This is a genomic window from Campylobacter sp. LH-2024, assembly GCF_048270605.1.
Lineage (GTDB): Bacteria > Campylobacterota > Campylobacteria > Campylobacterales > Campylobacteraceae > Campylobacter_D > Campylobacter_D molothri.
Genome location: NZ_CP168139.1, coordinates 1,124,197 through 1,141,484, shown reverse-complemented (window position 1 = coordinate 1,141,484; position 17,288 = coordinate 1,124,197). Strand labels below are relative to the sequence as shown.

At 29.7% G+C, this 17,288-nt stretch carries 21 protein-coding genes; 20 read left to right on the top strand and 1 reads right to left on the bottom strand.

The window, feature by feature from the left end:
* Nucleotides 1-12 precede the first annotated feature (12 nt).
* The 4 genes from ftsZ to ACD570_RS05815 all read left to right on the top strand — a co-directional run bounded on the left by ftsZ (nt 13) and on the right by ACD570_RS05815 (nt 4,288).
* The gene (gene ftsZ, locus ACD570_RS05830; protein ID WP_337197131.1) at nt 13-1,125 is read left to right on the top strand and encodes a cell division protein FtsZ; all 1,113 of its coding nucleotides are present in this window, start codon (nt 13-15) and stop codon (nt 1,123-1,125) included.
* Nucleotides 1,126-1,255: 130 nt separating this feature from the next.
* Nucleotides 1,256-2,068 carry a flagellar hook-basal body protein gene (locus ACD570_RS05825; RefSeq protein ID WP_337207656.1) on the top strand — a complete coding sequence of 271 codons (813 nt, stop codon included), beginning with the start codon at nt 1,256-1,258 and terminating at the stop codon, nt 2,066-2,068.
* Between the two features lie 25 nt (nt 2,069-2,093).
* On the top strand, nt 2,094-2,885 hold the full coding sequence (gene flgG, locus ACD570_RS05820; protein ID WP_137624165.1) for a flagellar basal-body rod protein FlgG: 792 nt from the start codon (nt 2,094-2,096) through the stop codon (nt 2,883-2,885).
* Nucleotides 2,886-3,019: 134 nt separating this feature from the next.
* Nucleotides 3,020-4,288 carry a Cj0814 family flagellar-dependent secreted protein gene (locus ACD570_RS05815; protein ID WP_417904214.1) on the top strand — a complete coding sequence of 423 codons (1,269 nt, stop codon included), beginning with the start codon at nt 3,020-3,022 and terminating at the stop codon, nt 4,286-4,288.
* Between the two features lie 58 nt (nt 4,289-4,346).
* Here the strand turns inward: ACD570_RS05815 and glnA are convergent, their stop codons facing one another.
* Nucleotides 4,347-5,777 carry a type I glutamate--ammonia ligase gene (gene glnA, locus ACD570_RS05810; protein WP_337202362.1) on the bottom strand — a complete coding sequence of 477 codons (1,431 nt, stop codon included), beginning with the start codon at nt 5,775-5,777 and terminating at the stop codon, nt 4,347-4,349.
* Between the two features lie 212 nt (nt 5,778-5,989).
* On the opposite strand from glnA, the gene ACD570_RS05805 reads away from it, so the two are divergent.
* The 16 genes from ACD570_RS05805 to uraH all read left to right on the top strand — a co-directional run bounded on the left by ACD570_RS05805 (nt 5,990) and on the right by uraH (nt 17,279).
* Nucleotides 5,990-6,691, top strand: a complete 702-nt coding sequence (locus tag ACD570_RS05805; protein WP_200282261.1) for a chemotaxis protein — start codon at nt 5,990-5,992, stop codon at nt 6,689-6,691.
* A complete protein-coding gene (locus tag ACD570_RS05800) occupies nt 6,692-7,948 on the top strand; it encodes a peptidase U32 family protein (RefSeq protein WP_337197417.1) in 1,257 nt (418 codons plus the stop codon).
* A complete protein-coding gene (gene purE, locus ACD570_RS05795; RefSeq protein WP_337198687.1) occupies nt 7,945-8,439 on the top strand; it encodes a 5-(carboxyamino)imidazole ribonucleotide mutase in 495 nt (164 codons plus the stop codon). Before ACD570_RS05800 ends, purE begins: the two co-directional genes overlap by 4 nt.
* A gap of 8 nt (nt 8,440-8,447) precedes the next feature.
* A complete protein-coding gene (locus ACD570_RS05790) occupies nt 8,448-8,996 on the top strand; it encodes a DUF3972 domain-containing protein (RefSeq protein WP_337207729.1) in 549 nt (182 codons plus the stop codon).
* Nucleotides 8,993-9,856 carry a glycine--tRNA ligase subunit alpha gene (gene glyQ, locus ACD570_RS05785; RefSeq protein ID WP_337207730.1) on the top strand — a complete coding sequence of 288 codons (864 nt, stop codon included), beginning with the start codon at nt 8,993-8,995 and terminating at the stop codon, nt 9,854-9,856. The genes ACD570_RS05790 and glyQ overlap by 4 nt, the downstream gene beginning before the upstream one ends.
* Nucleotides 9,843-10,568 (top strand): Nif3-like dinuclear metal center hexameric protein, encoded by a 726-nt coding sequence (locus tag ACD570_RS05780; RefSeq protein WP_337206738.1) that lies wholly within the window; start codon nt 9,843-9,845, stop codon nt 10,566-10,568. The genes glyQ and ACD570_RS05780 overlap by 14 nt, the downstream gene beginning before the upstream one ends.
* Nucleotides 10,569-10,577: 9 nt before the next feature.
* Nucleotides 10,578-11,294, top strand: coding sequence for a zinc ribbon domain-containing protein (locus tag ACD570_RS05775; RefSeq protein ID WP_200282283.1), 717 nt, complete (start codon nt 10,578-10,580; stop codon nt 11,292-11,294).
* Nucleotides 11,291-12,448, top strand: coding sequence for a lipid IV(A) 3-deoxy-D-manno-octulosonic acid transferase (gene waaA / locus ACD570_RS05770; RefSeq protein ID WP_337207731.1), 1,158 nt, complete (start codon nt 11,291-11,293; stop codon nt 12,446-12,448). The genes ACD570_RS05775 and waaA overlap by 4 nt, the downstream gene beginning before the upstream one ends.
* A complete protein-coding gene (locus ACD570_RS05765) occupies nt 12,429-13,181 on the top strand; it encodes an RluA family pseudouridine synthase (protein ID WP_200282289.1) in 753 nt (250 codons plus the stop codon). The genes waaA and ACD570_RS05765 overlap by 20 nt, the downstream gene beginning before the upstream one ends.
* 59 nt (nt 13,182-13,240) lie before the next feature.
* On the top strand, nt 13,241-14,578 hold the full coding sequence (gene ffh / locus ACD570_RS05760) for a signal recognition particle protein (protein WP_337200264.1): 1,338 nt from the start codon (nt 13,241-13,243) through the stop codon (nt 14,576-14,578).
* 63 nt (nt 14,579-14,641) lie between these two features.
* On the top strand, nt 14,642-14,869 hold the full coding sequence (gene rpsP, locus ACD570_RS05755; protein ID WP_239820556.1) for a 30S ribosomal protein S16: 228 nt from the start codon (nt 14,642-14,644) through the stop codon (nt 14,867-14,869).
* Nucleotides 14,870-14,871: 2 nt separating this feature from the next.
* Nucleotides 14,872-15,114 carry a KH domain-containing protein gene (locus tag ACD570_RS05750; RefSeq protein WP_200282298.1) on the top strand — a complete coding sequence of 81 codons (243 nt, stop codon included), beginning with the start codon at nt 14,872-14,874 and terminating at the stop codon, nt 15,112-15,114.
* Complete coding sequence (gene rimM, locus ACD570_RS05745; RefSeq protein ID WP_337204578.1) at nt 15,107-15,646, top strand: ribosome maturation factor RimM; 540 nt, start codon at nt 15,107-15,109, stop codon at nt 15,644-15,646. The genes ACD570_RS05750 and rimM overlap by 8 nt, the downstream gene beginning before the upstream one ends.
* Nucleotides 15,643-16,350: a tRNA (guanosine(37)-N1)-methyltransferase TrmD gene (gene trmD / locus ACD570_RS05740; protein WP_200282304.1), complete on the top strand. Its 708-nt coding sequence runs from the start codon at nt 15,643-15,645 to the stop codon at nt 16,348-16,350. The genes rimM and trmD overlap by 4 nt, the downstream gene beginning before the upstream one ends.
* 9 nt (nt 16,351-16,359) lie before the next feature.
* Entirely contained in the window at nt 16,360-16,716 is a 357-nt protein-coding gene (rplS, locus tag ACD570_RS05735) for a 50S ribosomal protein L19 (RefSeq protein WP_200282307.1), read from the top strand.
* A gap of 146 nt (nt 16,717-16,862) precedes the next feature.
* Nucleotides 16,863-17,279 carry a hydroxyisourate hydrolase gene (uraH, locus tag ACD570_RS05730; protein ID WP_417904213.1) on the top strand — a complete coding sequence of 139 codons (417 nt, stop codon included), beginning with the start codon at nt 16,863-16,865 and terminating at the stop codon, nt 17,277-17,279.
* The last annotated feature ends 9 nt before the right edge of the window (nt 17,280-17,288 follow it).

The following is a 17,288-nucleotide window of genomic DNA, read 5'->3' as shown; positions in this document are numbered from 1 at the left end:
GGAGAGAATTTAATGAATGAATTTTTAGTAGAAGAGATGCAACATAACAAGGGTGCGAAAATTAAAGTTATAGGCTGCGGTGGTGGTGGCGGTAATATGATCAATCATATGGTTAAAATGGGACTGAATGATCTTGATCTTATCGCTGCTAATACTGATGCACAAGCTATCTCTACGTCTTTGGCAAAAACTAAAATTCAACTTGGCGAAAAGAAAACAAAAGGGCTTGGAGCAGGTATGCTTCCTGAAGTTGGAGCAGAAAGTGCTAGAGAGAGTTTTGAGGAAATCAAAGCGAGTTTAAGTCAAAGTGATATAGTATTTATTGCGTCTGGTTTTGGTGGTGGAACCGGAACAGGTGCTACTCCTGTTATAGCACAAGCAGCTAAAGAAATTGGAGCTTTAACTGTTTCTGTGGTAACTATGCCTTTTAGCTTTGAAGGTAAACAAAGAAAAAAACTTGCAGAAAGCGGACTTCTTGAGTTAAAAAAAGAAAGCGATTCTATCCTTGTAATTCAAAATGAAAAACTTTTAAGTATTATTGATAAAAAAGCAAGCATGAAAGAGGCTTTTAAATTAGTTGATGATATCTTGACTCGTGCAGTAAAAGGTATGGTTTCTATACTTTTAGATAATGGTGATATTAACGTTGATTTTGCTGATGTTAGAACTATCATGAGTCATAGAGGACTTGCGCTTATGGGTGTTGGAAGTGCTGAAGGTGAAAATGCTGTTGAAATAGCATTAAAAAATGCTATAGAGTCTCCTTTATTAGATGGAATGGATATTAAAGGGGCTAAAGGTGTGATTTTGCATTTTAAAACAAGCTCTAATTGCTCTTTATTTGAAATTTCTGCAGCAGCCAATAGCATTGAAGAAAAAGTTGATGAAAATGCAAAAATTATTTTTGGATCAACCATGGATGACACTATGGAAGATAGAGTTGAAGTGACTATTATTGCTACAGGTTTTGAAGATAAAGATACTGTTGGAAAAAAATCTTCAGAGGAAACCGAAGTTGCTAAGAAAAATCCTTATTTAAATCTTAAAAAAGTAAGTGGTGGTTTTGATGAAGAGATTATGGCTCAAATAGAAACTCCTACATTTTTACGCCGCCAAATGGATTAATTTACAAGGCTTTAAAAGCCTTGTTTTCTTATAAATTCTTCTTTTATTCCCCGTTTTTTCTATATTTTTAAAAGTTGGAACACTCTTTGCTTTTATTTTTTTGTAATAAAATAATTTTATAGGTGAAAATATGCAAAACGGATATTATCAAGCAGTGGGTGGAATGGTAACTCAGTTTAATAAACTTGATGTTATTACAAACAATCTTGCCAATATTAATACAAGTGGATATAAAAGAGATGATGTTGTAATTGCAGATTTTAAAAGGATTTTTAAAGAAACTCAGGATGTGTTGCCTATAGAAAATAATACAAGAGATGCTTCACGCTTTCTTAATACCACTATAGATGGCATACCCCAAGTTTCTCAAGAATATACAGATTTCAGTTTAGGTTCTTTAAAAGCAACTAACAATCCTTTGGATTTTGCAATAACAAGAGATGATGCTTTTTATCTAGTTCAAACAAAAAATGGAGAAATTAGATTAAGCAAAGATGGAAATTTTCAATTAAATGAAGAAGGGTACTTGGTAAACAAACAAGGATATAAGGTATTAAGTAGTGATTATTTTAATAATCCTGAAAATGCCGCTATTAAGATTCCAAATGGATCCTCGCAAATTAGTGTTGATAAAGATGGAAATATTGAAGTTGATGGTGCAAGAAATGCAAGATTATTTATTGCACAAGTAGATGATATGAGGGCTTTGCAAAAAGATGGAGATAATGTTTATAAAATCGATGATTTAACTCGTATTAGGGATTTGGATAATTCTAGTGCGGTACGACAAGGGTTTTCTCAAGGTTCCAATGTCAATCCAGTTATTGAAATGGTGGGCTTGATTGAGACTAATAGAATGGTTGAAATGTATCAAAAAGTTATGACAGCTCATATGGATGATTTAAATCAAGAAGCAATTAATAAGCTTGCATCTGTTAAATAAGATTAAAAATTAAAAGGATAAAAAAATGATGAGATCACTTCATACTGCAGCTACAGGAATGGTAGCGCAGCAAACACAAATTGATGTTACTTCTAACAATATTGCTAATGTTAATACAGCTGGTTTTAAAAAGAGTCGTGCTGAATTTGCTGATTTAATGTATCAGGTTATGAAATATGCAGGAACTTCTACTTCAGCCACAACTCTTTCACCCTCAGGCATAGAAGTAGGGGTTGGTGTACGCCCTACTGCTGTAACAAAAGTTTTTACAGAGGGGAATTTGAAAGCAACGAGTACAGATAGTCTTGATATGGCTATTGCTGGGAATGGTTTTTTTCAAATTCAACTTCCTGATGGAACGATAGGATATACCAGAAATGGACAATTTACAAAAGATAATGAAGGTAATATTGTAAATTCAGATGGCTATAAACTACTTCCTGAAATGACTATACCAGAAGGTGCAACTGCTATTAATGTGGCAACTGATGGAACGGTATCTGTTATGCTTCCTGGAGAGCAACAAGAAACTCAAATTGGACAAGTGGAATTAGTGCAGTTTATTAATCCAGCGGGACTTCACTCTATGGGGGATAATTTATATCTTGAAACCGGTGCTAGCGGTGCTCCAGTTGCAGGAATTGCAGGGCAAGATGGACTTGGTACAATCAGACATGGTTTTGTGGAGCTTAGTAATGTCCAACTTGTTGAAGAAATGACAGATCTGATTACGGGACAAAGGGCTTATGAGGCTGGATCAAAGGCCATAACTACAAGTGATGATATGCTTGGTATTGTAAATCAGTTAAAACGATAATTAATATATTAATTTTTGGTCTTATTTTAAATACTCTCGTTCCACTTATCCAAAGCGGAACACTTCTTGCTTATATTTATTTATAAGATATTTAGATTTGAAGGCAGAACAATTCTAAAATCAAAGGAATAAATATGAGTATCTTTAGCATCAATGATAACTCAAACTATAATTCTATACTTTCACAAGCAAAAGCCAATAAAGAAAGTAAAGAAAATTCTAAAATAAGTTTTGCTAATGCTTTTTTAAAACAAAATGCCACTAAGTTAAATGAAATTCAAAGTGCAAATTCACAAACTCTAGCAAGAAGTGAAGTATTAAATTCTACTAATACAACAAATACTAGCAATAATACTAATTTTAGTATAAGTAGTAAAACAAATTCTCCTAATTATAATATATCAAGTGAATTTAAAAACTCTATTTATACTCTAAAATATAAACAAGCAGATATAAGTAATAATACAGCCTATGGTTATAGTGTAGATAAAGATGGCTATATGGGAAGTGATTTTAATAAAGCTGCAGGATTGCCAAAAGATTTTAAGATACATAAATCTACTTTGGATGAGATAGAGAGAGTAGCTGAAAATAACTTTTATAATGCAAAAATAAAAGAATATCTAGGTGTGGATAAATATTATGATAATATAGATATGGCAAATACTATTAAACAATACTATAATCAATTTAATCAAATTATAAATCATACTTTTAACGATACCAATAAAACAAGTTTTAGCAAAGCGGATTTAGAACAATTGCCTAAAGGACTAAATTATGGTCGTAATGATAATCAAGAAAAAGTTGTAAAAAATATATTCAATGCAGAACAATTTCACGAAGCACAAGCGATTAAATATTCTACTATGAATTTGGGTATGAACCTTGTAAAACTTGACTTTTCTCCACAAAGTATGGAGCAAGGTCCTTCGCTAGAAGGTGGTTTCAATCCTGATATGTCAGTTTATCCAAAAAATGAAGATGGAAGTTATTCTAAAGAAGCTTTGTTTATGAGTTTTTTAAAGTCTTATCCGCCTCTTCCATCTTCAAATCAAGTTGTTTTCAGTCCTGAAGCAAAAGTTCGTGAAGCAAAATTTGAGCAAGAAATGAAAGCAAATCCCTCTTTTGATATTTCACTAGATGACATCATGACAGGTAAGGTTGATTTTGCAAGTTTATTAAAAGGCTATGCACAAGATGGTTGGCTTGATGCAGGTATATATGCAATGGAAAAAGGAGTTGCTTGGCAAAATGTATACGTAGGCAGTGGAATCTCTTTTGATAGAGAATTTCATCAAGCAAAGGCTAATGGCTGGAAAGCAAGTAGCCAAAGTATAGATTCTTTTGTAAATAATATAATGGATAGACTTAATAATCTTTTGGGACAAACTAGGGTTTAGGAAGTAAATAAAAGAAATTAATATCGCTTAATTGCGATATTAAAAATCTAATTTTTAATTAGCAAGAATAGCAAGTTTTAAATTCATAAGCAGTAGGACGTGCTTCTACAGGCCATACTTGAGTTTCAAATTTTAAATGTTGATAATCATTGATAAAAAGATCACTCATGATAGGTTTTAGATAAGTATTGTTGCGAATAAGAGCTTCTAGACTTCCTCTTAAAGTGTGCGGTAGTTGTTCTATGCCTTTTTTTCGAATTTCATCTAGGGTTAAATCAAATAAATTTTCATCCATTGGGCCGACCGGAGTGATTTTATTTTCTATTCCATTAAGTCCTGCCATTAATAAACTTGCAAAAGCAAGATATGGATTTGCTGTATTGTCAGGAAAACGGATTTCAATGCGAGCTGAATTTTTGTCTATACCATAAGGTATGCGACAACTTGCACTCCTATTTTGACAAGAGTAAGTTAAAATACAAGGAGCTTCAAAACCTGGAACTATTCTTTTATAAGAATTTGAACTAGGATTTGTAAAGGCAGCAAGGCTTCTAGCATTTTTTAAAATTCCACCTATATAGTGTATGGCGGTTTGACTTAAATTTGCATATCCTTGTTTATCATAAAATAGATTGACTCCGTTTTTCCATAAACTCATATGTACATGCATACCACTTCCATTATCTCCATAGAGCGGTTTTGGCATAAATGTTGCTGTTTTTCCATTTAAATGTGCAACCATTTTAATAATATATTTATAAATTTGGACATTATCTGCGGCTTCTACAAGTGTATCGTATTTTACTCCTATTTCTGCCTGAGCTTGTGCAACTTCATGATGATGCACAAAGGTTTTAAGTCCAACCTTCTCAAGAGTTTGTACCATTTCAGCCCTAATATCTACCAGCGAATCTATAGGTTGCACAGGGAAATATCCACCTTTTTTACGAGGTCTATGTCCTGTGTTATAGCTATCCATAAATTCTTTATCATCATTCCATTCTCCTTCTTCGGTATCAACTTCATATTTTGAACAATGTGCTGTATCTACTATTTTTACACTATCAAAGATAAAAAATTCGTTTTCTGCTCCAAAATATGCTATATCTGCAATACCACAATCTTTAAGATATTGCATTGTTTTTTTGGCAATACTTCTTGGACATTTTTCATACATTTGCCCTTTATAAATATCGTATACATCGCAAATAACAATAATAGTTGGATCTGCTGTAAAAGGATCTAGAAAAGCACTTTGTACATCGGGCTTTAAGATCATATCTGATTTTTCGATCGGTTGCCATCCTTTTAAAGAACTTCCATCAAATGGAATTCCAGTGTCAAAGGTTTGCTCATTAATTGAATGTATATTATAGGTAATATGATGCCAAGTTCCTATTAGATCAGTAAAACGAAAATCTACAAAAATTACTTCATTTTGTGTACAAAATTCAAAAAAATCATTGATACTATTAACAAATTTTCCCATTTATTCTCCCTAATAAATATTAATTTTTAAAATTGTATCATATTATTTTAATAAAAAATTTATTAATATCTTTAAAATGGATTGCAATTAAAAATTCAATAAAAAAGAATATTTAAAAAATATGAGAATTTATATTTTTATTTCAGATTAAATAGAATATAATCTTAAAATATTTAAGAAATATTTGAATATTTTAAAAATTAAGGAAAACAATGACTCAAGAAGAACTTGATGCTTTGATGAATAGTGATTTAGATTCTGATGATACCTTAGAGTCTGAAACTATGGCTGAAGTAGAGACTCAAAGCGATGAAACTCAAGAAGAAAAAATAGAAGATGTAAAAGTGGCTGATTATAGACCAAATCCTAATTTAGCATGGCCACCACCACCACCAAGCCAAGAACACAAAGTAGTACATCAGCTCGATGATGTGACTAAAGATAGTGAGCAAAAAGCTACAGAAATGATGGAAAAGCTTGAAAATATTAATAATTTTTTTGCAGATTCTGAAAGTTTAATAGCTGATATTAATAAAATTTTAGATAAAAATATCGAAATTTTTACAAAGTTAAACGAGAAATTTCCTAATGTTGAAAGTTTTTGCGAGGCTTTAGAAACTAATAAAAAAGCAAAAAAAACAAGTAGTGATATTGTCGATCATTTGCAGGGTGGCCAAGATGAAGTCATGATGGCTATGGATGCAATGCAATATCAAGATATCCATCGTCAAAAAATTGAACGTGTTATTAATGTTATGCGTGCCTTAAGTCGATACATGAGTTCTTTATTTGAAGGCAAAATCGATGATAGGAAACGTGTCGGTTCTGCGGTACATATAGAAGGAGATAGCACAGCAGAGGTTGTAAGTAATGATGATATAGAAGCCTTGATAGCAAGTTTGGGTCAAAAATAAATGATCATTCCCGAAATCGTAGCTCCAGCTGGAAATTTTACAAAGTTAAAGATTGCTTTAGCTTATGGGGCTGATGCGGTTTATGCTGGAGTAAATAACTTTTCTTTGCGTTCTAGGACAGCTAAAGAATTTACTTATGAAACCTTTGAAGAAGCTGTAAGATATACTCATAATAATGGTAAAAAAATTTATGTCACTTTAAATGGATTTCATTTAAGTGGACAAATAGAAGGTCTTAAGCGTCATATTTTGAAACTTCGCGAAATGAAACCCGACGCTTTTATCGTTGCATCTGTAGGTGCTATGAAGCTTACTCGAGAATTGGCTCCTGAAATTCCCTTGCATGTATCCACTCAGGCTAATGTTTTAAATTATCTTGATGCTGAAGTTTATAAAAGTATGGGCGCTAAACGTATTGTTATAGCTAGAGAATTAAGTCTAAAAGATTCTAAAATTTTAAAAGAAAACTGTGATATAGAGCTTGAAGCTTTTGTTCATGGGTCTATGTGTTTTGCTTATTCTGGTCGTTGCTTAATTAGTTCAGTTCAAAGTGGAAGAATGAGCAATAGAGGTTCTTGTGCTAATGATTGTAGATTTAGTTATGAACTTTATGCTAAAAATCCTGAAAATAATACACTTTTTAGACTTGAAGAAGATGAAAATGGTACGCATATTTTTAATTCAAAAGATTTAAATTTATGCTCTTATATAGAAAAAATTATGCAAGAAAATTGTATTAGTGCATTTAAGATAGAAGGAAGAACGAAAAGCGAATATTATGTCGCACTCACTACTAGAACTTACAAAATGGCTATAGAAGATACATTAAATCATAATTTTAATTCTGAAAAATATGAAAGAGAAATTTATACTCTTAAAAATCGAGGTTTTACAGATGGTTATTTGGTTTCTCGTCCTTTAGAAAAAACCGATACTCAAAATCATCATACGAGTATAGAAGAAGGAACTCATCAAGTTCATGCTATTGTTGAGGATGGAGAGTATTTTAAATGCAAAGGTAAAATAGTTTTAAATACAGCTTATGAAATTTTAATCCCTTTGGGAGATAAACTTAGAGAATGTGAAAATGAAATAGGTAAAATTTATAAAAAAAATGATAAATATTTTGTAGAATTTAAGAAGTTAATTGCAAAAAATAATAAAGAATTTACAGAAATCCATAGCGGAAATGAAAACGAAATTAAAATGCCAACAAAAATTAGTGCATTTAGTTTTCTAAGAAAGGAAATTTTATGAAATTTGTTTCTATTTTAATGGGAAGTAAAAGTGATTATGAAATTATGCAAGAGTGTGCTAATATTTTTAAGCAATTTAATATTAAATATGAACTTATTATTACTTCAGCCCATCGCAGTCCGCAACGTACTAAAGAATATATAAAAAAAGCAGAAGAAAAAGGTGTTCAAGTTTTTATTGCAGCTGCAGGTATGGCAGCTCATTTGGCTGGAGCAGTTGCTGCTTATACAACTAAACCAGTTTTAGGGGTTCCTATGCCAGGAAATAATTTGGCGAGCATGGATTCTCTTTTCTCTACTGTGCAAATGCCAAGCGGAATTCCTGTTGGAACTTTAGCTATTGGAAAAGCAGGTGCTCAAAATGCTGCTTATTTAGCAATGCAAATTCTTGCTTTAAGTGATGCTAAATTAGCACAAGCTTTAAAAGAAGATAGAGAGGCTAAAGAAAATAAATTGGTTGCAGACTCAAAAAGTGTCGAGATTTTATTATAGGAAAAAAGATGCAGACTTATTTAGAGCTTGAGGAATTTTGCAAACTTGTACATTTAAATGAAGATGTTGTAAAGGGTATGATGGCCAAAGGTGCTTTAAATTTTAAAGAAGAAGAAGGTGTGATTTATATAGAAGCTAATCAAGGCACTTTTAGCGTTGTTCCTACTGCTAATTCACAATCTGCTATGGTCAATTCTATGACTTTAGCTGGAGAGAGTTTTGTAGAAAAAACTATAGGTACAATTTTAAATTTACATGAAAAAGTTTTAGACGCAAAAGATGAAACACTCGAAGCTTTAAAAAATGAAAATAAATTTTTAAAAGATGCACTTTATTCTATGCAAGAACTTTACGACGAAGACAGAAAAACAATAGAAACTTTAAATAGCGAATTAAAACATGCAAGAGAAGAGATTGAGTTTTTAAAACGTAAATATAAGCTTATGTGGAATAAGACAACTGAAATTTTTGGAACAAAAACAGAGCCTGATTTGGAAATGAATAAAGAAAATAAAATTGATATAAATTTAGATAATGATCAAGAAGGTGAAAAATGAATTTTTCGCAAATGATATTAAAATTACAAGAATTTTGGCAACAACAAGGTTGTGCTATAATGCAATCTTATGATATGCCAGCTGGAGCAGGTACTTTCCATCCCGCTACTTTTTTAAGAAGTCTCGGAAAACAGCCTTGGGCTGTAGCTTATGTAGCACCTTCTCGTCGTCCAACAGATGGAAGATATGGTGAAAATCCTAATCGTCTGGGGGCTTATTATCAATTTCAAGTTTTAATAAAACCTAGTCCAGAAAATATACAAGAACTTTATCTTAGAAGTTTAGAAAATTTAGGTTTTGATTTAAAAAATCATGATATACGTTTTGTTGAAGATAACTGGGAAAGTCCGAGTTTAGGAGCTTGGGGACTTGGATGGGAAGTTTGGCTTGATGGCATGGAAGTTACACAATTTACATATTTTCAGCAAGTTGGAGGTATAGCAGTAGATTTAGTTAGCGCTGAAATAACTTATGGGCTTGAAAGAATAGCTATGTATCTTCAAAATATTGATAATGTTTATGATATTATTTGGAGTGAATTTCAAGGTAAAAAAATCACTTATGGTGATGTTCATAAACAAAGTGAATATGAATTTAGTAAATATAATTTTGAGGTAAGCAATGTTGAGTTCTTAAATCAGCAATTTGAGAATGCCTACAAGGAATGTAAAAGCATATTGGAGCAAGAATTGGCATTGCCGGCTTATGATTACTGTATGCTTGCGGCACATACTTTTAATCTTCTTGATGCAAGAGGAGCTATCTCGGTTGCACAAAGGCAAGATTATATGCTAAAGATTAGAGAGCTTTCTAAAAATTGTGCTCAGATTTATAAAAAAACGTTAAATGAAACTGATTGATATTTATAATTTTTTAGATCAATTAAGCCCTTTTAATAATCAGCAAGATTGGGATAATAGTGGTATTTTACTTGGAAATAATCAAGATGAGATTAAAACTGTATATTTAAGCTTAGATATTGATGAAAATTTAATTAATCAAGCTGAAGATAATTCTTTGTTTATAACCCATCATCCGCTTATTTTTAAAGGTTTAAAAAGTTTAGCAAATTTAGATTATCCTAAAGCTTTTATTAAGAAAATGATAAAAAAAAATATTTCATTAATATCTATGCATACAAATTTTGATTTAAGCCATTTAAATAGTTATTTTGTTGAAGAGATTTTAGATTTTAAAATTGCTTTTAAGGATGAATTTTTAATCTATGTTGATCAAGAATTTGAATTTTTTAAATTGTGTGAATATTTAAAATTAAAATTGCAAATAGATATTTTAAAGATTAGCTATTGTGGAAAAGAAAAAATCAAACGCTTTGCTATTTGCACTGGAAGCGGAGGTGATCTTATATCTAAAGTGCAAGCAGATTGCTTTTTAAGCGGGGACTTTAAATATCATCAAGCCATGCAAGCCGTAAGCGATGGTTTAAATTTGATAGATATAGGACATTTTGAAAGTGAGCGGTATTTTTCACAATGTCTAGCAAAAGACTTGAAAAATTTGCCACTAAAGGTTATAATATCAGTTTCAAAAAATCCATTTCAATATTTTTAAGGAATATATATGAATAAACATCTTGAACAATTAGTGCTTTTATCCAAAATAGATCAAGAAATCGATAGTTTTGAGCCAAAAATAGATAGCATAACTAAAAATTTAAAAGATGCTGAAAATAAGATTAATCAGATTAATATTCAAATTGGTAATTTAGAACTTGAGATTGAAGATGTAAAAAATCAAAAAATTCAAAATAATTTACATATTTCAGAATTTTCAGCTAAAATAAAAGAGCTTGGTAAAAAAAGCGCTTCTGTTAAAACGGAAAAAGAGGCTAATGCTTTAAAAATAGAAGAAGATATTGCTAAAGAACAACTTGATTCAGCTAATGATGAGATTATTCGTTTGGATAAAATTTTGGAAAATAAAGAGCTTTTTAAAAAAGAACTTTTAGAAAAAAAAGCTAAAGAAGAGCAAGATATAGAAACGATAAGATCAAGTATTAAAACTCAAATGGAAGCTTTGGAAAAAGAAAGAATGGATGTTTATGCTAAAAAAACTAAACTTGTTGCAGATATTAACTTAAAAGTTTTAAGCTTTTATGAAAAAATTAGAAAATGGGCTAAAAATACAGCAGTTGTAGCTGTTAAAAAACAAGCATGTTATGGTTGTTTTATGAAAATTTATGATAAAACTTATTTATCTGTGATAAAAGGAGAAGAGATTATAACTTGTCCACATTGCGGTAGAATACTATACAAAGAACAAGAAGACAAGAGTTGATTTTTTGTTATTATATCTTGTCATGGATAGCTTTTATAATATCGGCTATCCCTGTTTTTATCCTTTCTCTATTAAAACAAAAATATAAATATAGCTTAAAATCTCGATTTTTTTTATTTAAGAATTTTAATCAGAAAAAATCTGATGTTCATTTTCATTCTTGCTCTTATGGCGAAACACGAAGTATTAAAGAATTTGCTTTAAGATTTAATTCTAGAATTACTACTATAACAGAAACTGGTTTTAATTGTGCTAAAGAATTTTGCGATAAAGTGAATTATCTCCCTTTTGAAAATTGGATACCGTTATGGTTTAAACCTACAAGGGTTTTAGTCATTTTTGAGGCTGAATATTGGCTTATGTTAGTTTTTATGGCTAAATTTTATCAAGCAAAAATTATTTTGCTTAATGCACGTATTTCGGACAAATCTTATAAAAGTTATCTAAGATTTCGTTTTTTTTATAAAAAAATTTTTTACTATATTGATGAAATTTTTGCACAAAGTGATATAGATAAAATAAGACTTGAAAGTTTAGGAGCAAAAAATGTTAAAGTCTTACATAACATTAAAGCAAATATTACAATTAAATTTAGTAAAAATTATTTTAAACCTAGGGAAAAATTAATTATTTTTGCAAGCACACATGCAGGCGAAGAAGAATTGCTACTTAACTCTATAAATTTGAGTAAAAAAGAAAAGCTTATTATTGCTCCTAGACATCCAGAACGTTTTTATGAGGTTGAAAATTTACTTAAAAATAAAGGTTTAGAATTTGAAAAATTTAGTCTTTTAGATACTCAAGATAAAAAATTCAGTAAAAAAATTTTATTATTAGATGCTTTAGGTGAATTAATCAATTTTTATGCTATTTCAGATGTAGTTGTTCTTGGCGGATCTTTTTTTAAAAATATTGGTGGGCATAATCCAATAGAAGTAGCTTCTTTTCAAAATGTTTTAATAACTGGGCCTTTTATAGATAATCAAAAAGTTTTATTTGATAAAGTTGAAAATGTTTATTACTGCAATGATTTAAAAGAATTGGATTATAAAATTCACCATTGTAATTTAAAAGCAAAAATTAAAAAAAGTGATGATTTATCACAAATTTTTAAAGCGATACAGGAAGGAATTGATGCAGGAAAAAGCTTATAAAATTTTAGCCTTACAAGAAAATATTTCAAATCGCGAAGCCAAGGAGTTGATAGATAAAGGATGTGTTTTTACACATGGAAAGAAAGTGCTTATCGCAAGAGCTTTAATGAGTAATAAGACAAAATTTAATATTATAAAAATGTCAAATCCTAGTATTATTTTTGAAGATGATAAAATTATTGCTATAAATAAACCTTATTCTTATATAAGTGAGGATTTAGAAAAAAAATTTGGTGCAAAACTACTAAATCGTATTGATAAGCAAACAAGTGGAGTAATTTTACTTTGCAAAGATGAAAATTTTAAAAAGCTTTGCATTGAAGAATTTAAACAGCAAAAAGTTTATAAAAGTTATATAGCAATTTTAGATGGAATTTTAGCAGAAGAAATAGAAGTTAATGAGCCAATTTTAACTATAAAAACAAAACGAGGAGCTTTGAGTAAAATTTCCAAAGAAGGTTTGAGTGCATCAAGTTTATTTATTCCTATTATGGTTCAAGCTAAAAAAACCTTGGCAAAAATTATTATTCATACTGGAAGAACTCATCAAATTAGAGTGCACGCTAATTTTATTAAGCATGGAATCATAGGAGATGAAAAATATGCAAGAATTATTAACAATAGGATGTATTTGCATAGTTATGAAATAAATTTATTTGATTATAAATTTAAGGCGGATTTAGATCACGGTTTTTTTAATTTGGGCTTTGAAATAAAAAATTTAGATTTTTAAAGCCATTTAAGAAAAAATTTTGTATAATTCTAGGCTTAAATTAAAAAGAAAGGTATAAAGTGTTTGAATTAATTGGCGAATCTTTTAAATCAGCGATTAATAAATTACGTTTTGTTGATGATGAAAAAGCGCTTAAGAATGCTTTAGAAACCTTAAAGAAATCCCTTTTAAAAGCTGATGTGCATCATAAAGTTGTCAAAGAATTATTAATACTTGTTGAAGATGATGTTAAAAAAAATGGGATAGGACAAAAACAATTTTTAGATGCTATAAAATTAAATTTAGAAAATATTTTAAATGTTGCCAATAAAAACCAAGGTTTTGTATTTTCTTCGAAACCTCCAACAGTTGTTCTTATGGCAGGTTTGCAAGGTGGAGGTAAAACTACTTCTACGGTTAAGCTTGCAAATTATTTAAAACTTCGCAATAAAAAGATTTTAATTGCTGCTTGTGATTTACAGCGTTTAGCAGCTGTTGAGCAACTTAAACAATTATGTAGTGCAAATGAACTTGATCTTTTTTATTTAGAAGATGAAAAAAATCCTATAGAGGTAGCAAAACAAGCTTTAGATAAAGCTAAAAATTCTATGGTTGATGTATTATTAGTTGATACTGCAGGGCGTTTAGCTATTGATGAAATTTTAATGGATGAATTAAAGAAAATTAAAGAAATTTTAAATCCTGATGAAATTTTTTATGTTGCAGATGCGATGAGTGGTCAAGACGGAGTTAAAACAGCAGCTAGTTTTAATCAAGCTTTGGGTATTAGTGGTGTTATTTTATCTAAATTTGATGCAGATACTAAAGGAGGTGTTGCCTTAGGAATAGCTAGGCAAATTGAAATTCCTTTAAGATTTATAGGAATTGGTGAGAAAATAGCAGATTTTGAAGTTTTTATACCTGATAGAATTGTTAGCAGAATTATGGGCGAAGGTGATTTAGCAACTTTAGCTGAAAAAACTGCAACTATAATCGACGAGAAAGAAGCGAAAAAGCTTAATCAAAAAATTAAAAAAGGCGAATTTAATTTTAATGATTTTTTAAATCAAATGGAGAGTATGAAAAAACTTGGAAGTATGAAATCTCTTATTGGTATGATTCCTGGACTTTCCAACGTGTCTTCAGCTATAAAAGATATTGATCTTGAAAATTCTAAAGAAATTTTACATATTAAAGCGATGATTTCCTCAATGACTCCTAAAGAAAGGGAAAATCCAGATTTGCTTAATAATGCTAGAAAACGTCGCATAGCAGAAGGTGCTGGTTTATCTCAAATGGAAGTAAATCGATTTTTAAAACAATTTGCGAATGCAGCTAAGTTAGCTAAAAAATTTTCAGGAAAAAAAGGGATGGAAAATTTGATGCAAATGATGAATCAAGCTAGAAGACAATTTTAAAAATTTTATTTATGAGTATTTAGTTTATATTTATAAATAAAATTTTTATTTTAAGGAGTAATAATGACAGTAATTAGACTTACAAGAATGGGAAGAACAAAAAGACCTTTTTATCGTATCGTGGTAACAGATAGTAGAAAACGTCGTGATGGCGGTTGGATTGAAAGCATTGGTTATTATAATCCTATGGTTGAGCCTGAAGTTATTAAATTTGATGCAGAGCGTTTAGCTTATTGGAAAAGCGTAGGTGCTAAATTAAGTGATAAAGTTGCTTCAATTACTAACAAATAATTATGGTAGAGAAATTTTTAAAAGAATACACTAAGTTAATAGCAGATTATCCTAATAGGATTTTAACTGAAAAGGTAGAACTTGGTGAAAATTTTTTTGAAATTATACTTTATGTTGATAAGACAGATACGGGTAAGCTTATCGGTAAAAATGGTAAAATGATTAATGCAATTAAAACTGTTGTATCTGCTTTTAAAAGCAAAGATGCAACAAATTATCGTGTAACGGTAAAAGCTCTTGAGTGAAGAAGATTTTATTCAAGTTGCTAAACTCGGAAAAACTGTTGGTCTGAAAGGTTTTTTGAGACTTCATAATTTTAGTGATTTTTCAAAACAGTTTAAAAAAGATTCCTCCTTTTTTATTAATAGAGGTCATAAAAAATTAATTATAAAATCATACAATCATGCTAATTCTTCAATTTTATTTGAGGGATATGAAAGCATCGAACAAGCTCAAGAGCTTGTGAATGCTATTTTGTATCAAAGTATTGAAACAACTCGAAAAACCTGTAAATTAAATAAAGATGAATTCTTTTACTTTGATATTTTAGGATGTCAAATTTTATTTCAAGAACAAAATTTGGGCCAAGTAATTAATATATTAGAAGTTGGAAATTCGTTTTTATTTGAAGTAGAGACAAATAAAAAATTATTAGTCAAAAATTATCCTAAAATATTTTTTATACCTTATCTTGATAAATTTATTAGTAAAATTGATGTAGATAAAAAAAATATTTTTTGCACTCAAGATGCTTTTTTAATTTTAGAAAATTCATGAAATTTACTTTTGTATCTTTATTTCCCAATTTAATTGAATTTTATTTTCAAGATTCTATTTTAGCAAAAGCAAGAAAAAAAAATCTTTTTAAACTTTCATTTGTTAATCCTAGAGATTTTAGTGAAAATTCTTATCATAAGGTAGATGATTATAAAATTGGTGGAGGAGCTGGACTTTTAATGCAAGTTGATCCACTCTATAACGCTTTATATTTTATTAAAAATAATGAAGAATATGAACCTTATTTTATTTTTTTAACCCCAAGTGCAAAATTATTTAACCAAAAAGATGCAAAACGTTTAAGTAAAAAGAAAAATATTGTATTGGTTTGTGGGAGATATGAAGGTATAGATGAGAGAGTTATAGAAATATTTGCTAATGAAGTTTTTAGCATAGGAGACTTTATTTTAACTGGCGGAGAATTGCCAGCTTTGACTCTTTGCGATGCGATTTTAAGAAATGTAGAGGGAGTTTTGGGAAATACTTCCAGTCTTGAAGAAGAAAGTTTTGAAAATAATTTACTTGAAGCTCCTTCATTTTCAAAACCTTTTATTTTTGAAAGAAAAGGTCAAAGTTTTTATACCCCTTCAGAGTTTTTAAAGGGTAATCACGCTAAAATTGCAAGTTTAAAAACTACTTTAGCGTTTTGCAAAACTAAATTTTTTCGTCCGGATTTATTTTTGGAGCATAAACGCAAAAAATGAGGGATTTTTATGAAAAACAAATACATAGAACAATTTGAAGCTAAGCAAATTGAGGGTAAAAATGTTCCAGAATTTCGTGCTGGAGATACTTTAAAGCTTGCAATTCGTATTAAAGAAGGCGATAAAACAAGAATTCAAAATTTTGAAGGTGTTTGTATCGCTAGAAGAGGCAATGGAGTAAGTGAAACTTTTATTGTTCGTAAAATTGGTGCTAATAATGTAGGCGTTGAAAGAATTTTCCCAATTTATAGTGAAAGCTTAGAGAGTATTACTGTGCTAAGAAAAGGCCGTGTTCGTCGTGCAAGATTATTTTATCTTAGAGATAGACGTGGGAAAGCAGCTCGCATTAAAGAACTTAAAAAATAATATTTACAACGATATTGTCGTTGTAAATATTTAATACTACTTATCTAAAAAATATCTTTTTAAATAATTTTTATTATTTGGTTATATTTGTTAATAATATTTTATTATAATCAAAATATATTAAAATTATTTATTAAGGAGAAAAAATGTTTTCGGTTAAAAAAATTATTGCATTTTTGGTTATTAGCACTCCATTGCTTTTAAGTGCTGCACAGTATCAGCTCAGTACTCATATTTTGGATATTGTTTCTGGAAAACCAGCACCTAAAGTTAAAGTAGAACTTTATAAAATGGAAAAAAATCAAAAATGGAAAAAAATAGGTGAAGAATTTACAAAAGATGATGGAAGAATAGGTGATTTTTTACCCTACAATGAACCAGAAAATAGAGTAAATGGAATTTATAAGCTTAAATTCTACACTAAAGATTATTATATGTCTCATAAAATTGATACATTTTATCCCTTTATAGAGGTTAGTTTTGAGCTTTCTAAAGATCAAAAACATTATCATATTCCAATAACTCTTTCACCGTTTGGATATTCTACTTATAGAGGAAGTTGAGAATTAAAA

Bases quoted from the DNA above. Each gene is read 5' to 3' on its own strand.
- ftsZ (WP_337197131.1), top strand. From the start codon at position 13: ATGAATGAATTTTTAGTAGAAGAGATGCAACATAACAAGGGTGCGAAA.
- ACD570_RS05825 (WP_337207656.1), top strand. From the start codon at position 1,256: ATGCAAAACGGATATTATCAAGCAGTGGGTGGAATGGTAACTCAGTTT.
- flgG (WP_137624165.1), top strand. From the start codon at position 2,094: ATGATGAGATCACTTCATACTGCAGCTACAGGAATGGTAGCGCAGCAA.
- ACD570_RS05815 (WP_417904214.1), top strand. From the start codon at position 3,020: ATGAGTATCTTTAGCATCAATGATAACTCAAACTATAATTCTATACTT.
- glnA (WP_337202362.1), bottom strand. From the start codon at position 5,777: ATGGGAAAATTTGTTAATAGTATCAATGATTTTTTTGAATTTTGTACA.
- ACD570_RS05805 (WP_200282261.1), top strand. From the start codon at position 5,990: ATGACTCAAGAAGAACTTGATGCTTTGATGAATAGTGATTTAGATTCT.
- ACD570_RS05800 (WP_337197417.1), top strand. From the start codon at position 6,692: ATGATCATTCCCGAAATCGTAGCTCCAGCTGGAAATTTTACAAAGTTA.
- purE (WP_337198687.1), top strand. From the start codon at position 7,945: ATGAAATTTGTTTCTATTTTAATGGGAAGTAAAAGTGATTATGAAATT.
- ACD570_RS05790 (WP_337207729.1), top strand. From the start codon at position 8,448: ATGCAGACTTATTTAGAGCTTGAGGAATTTTGCAAACTTGTACATTTA.
- glyQ (WP_337207730.1), top strand. From the start codon at position 8,993: ATGAATTTTTCGCAAATGATATTAAAATTACAAGAATTTTGGCAACAA.
- ACD570_RS05780 (WP_337206738.1), top strand. From the start codon at position 9,843: ATGAAACTGATTGATATTTATAATTTTTTAGATCAATTAAGCCCTTTT.
- ACD570_RS05775 (WP_200282283.1), top strand. From the start codon at position 10,578: ATGAATAAACATCTTGAACAATTAGTGCTTTTATCCAAAATAGATCAA.
- ACD570_RS05765 (WP_200282289.1), top strand. From the start codon at position 12,429: ATGCAGGAAAAAGCTTATAAAATTTTAGCCTTACAAGAAAATATTTCA.
- rpsP (WP_239820556.1), top strand. From the start codon at position 14,642: ATGACAGTAATTAGACTTACAAGAATGGGAAGAACAAAAAGACCTTTT.
- ACD570_RS05750 (WP_200282298.1), top strand. From the start codon at position 14,872: ATGGTAGAGAAATTTTTAAAAGAATACACTAAGTTAATAGCAGATTAT.
- trmD (WP_200282304.1), top strand. From the start codon at position 15,643: ATGAAATTTACTTTTGTATCTTTATTTCCCAATTTAATTGAATTTTAT.
- rplS (WP_200282307.1), top strand. From the start codon at position 16,360: ATGAAAAACAAATACATAGAACAATTTGAAGCTAAGCAAATTGAGGGT.
- uraH (WP_417904213.1), top strand. From the start codon at position 16,863: ATGTTTTCGGTTAAAAAAATTATTGCATTTTTGGTTATTAGCACTCCA.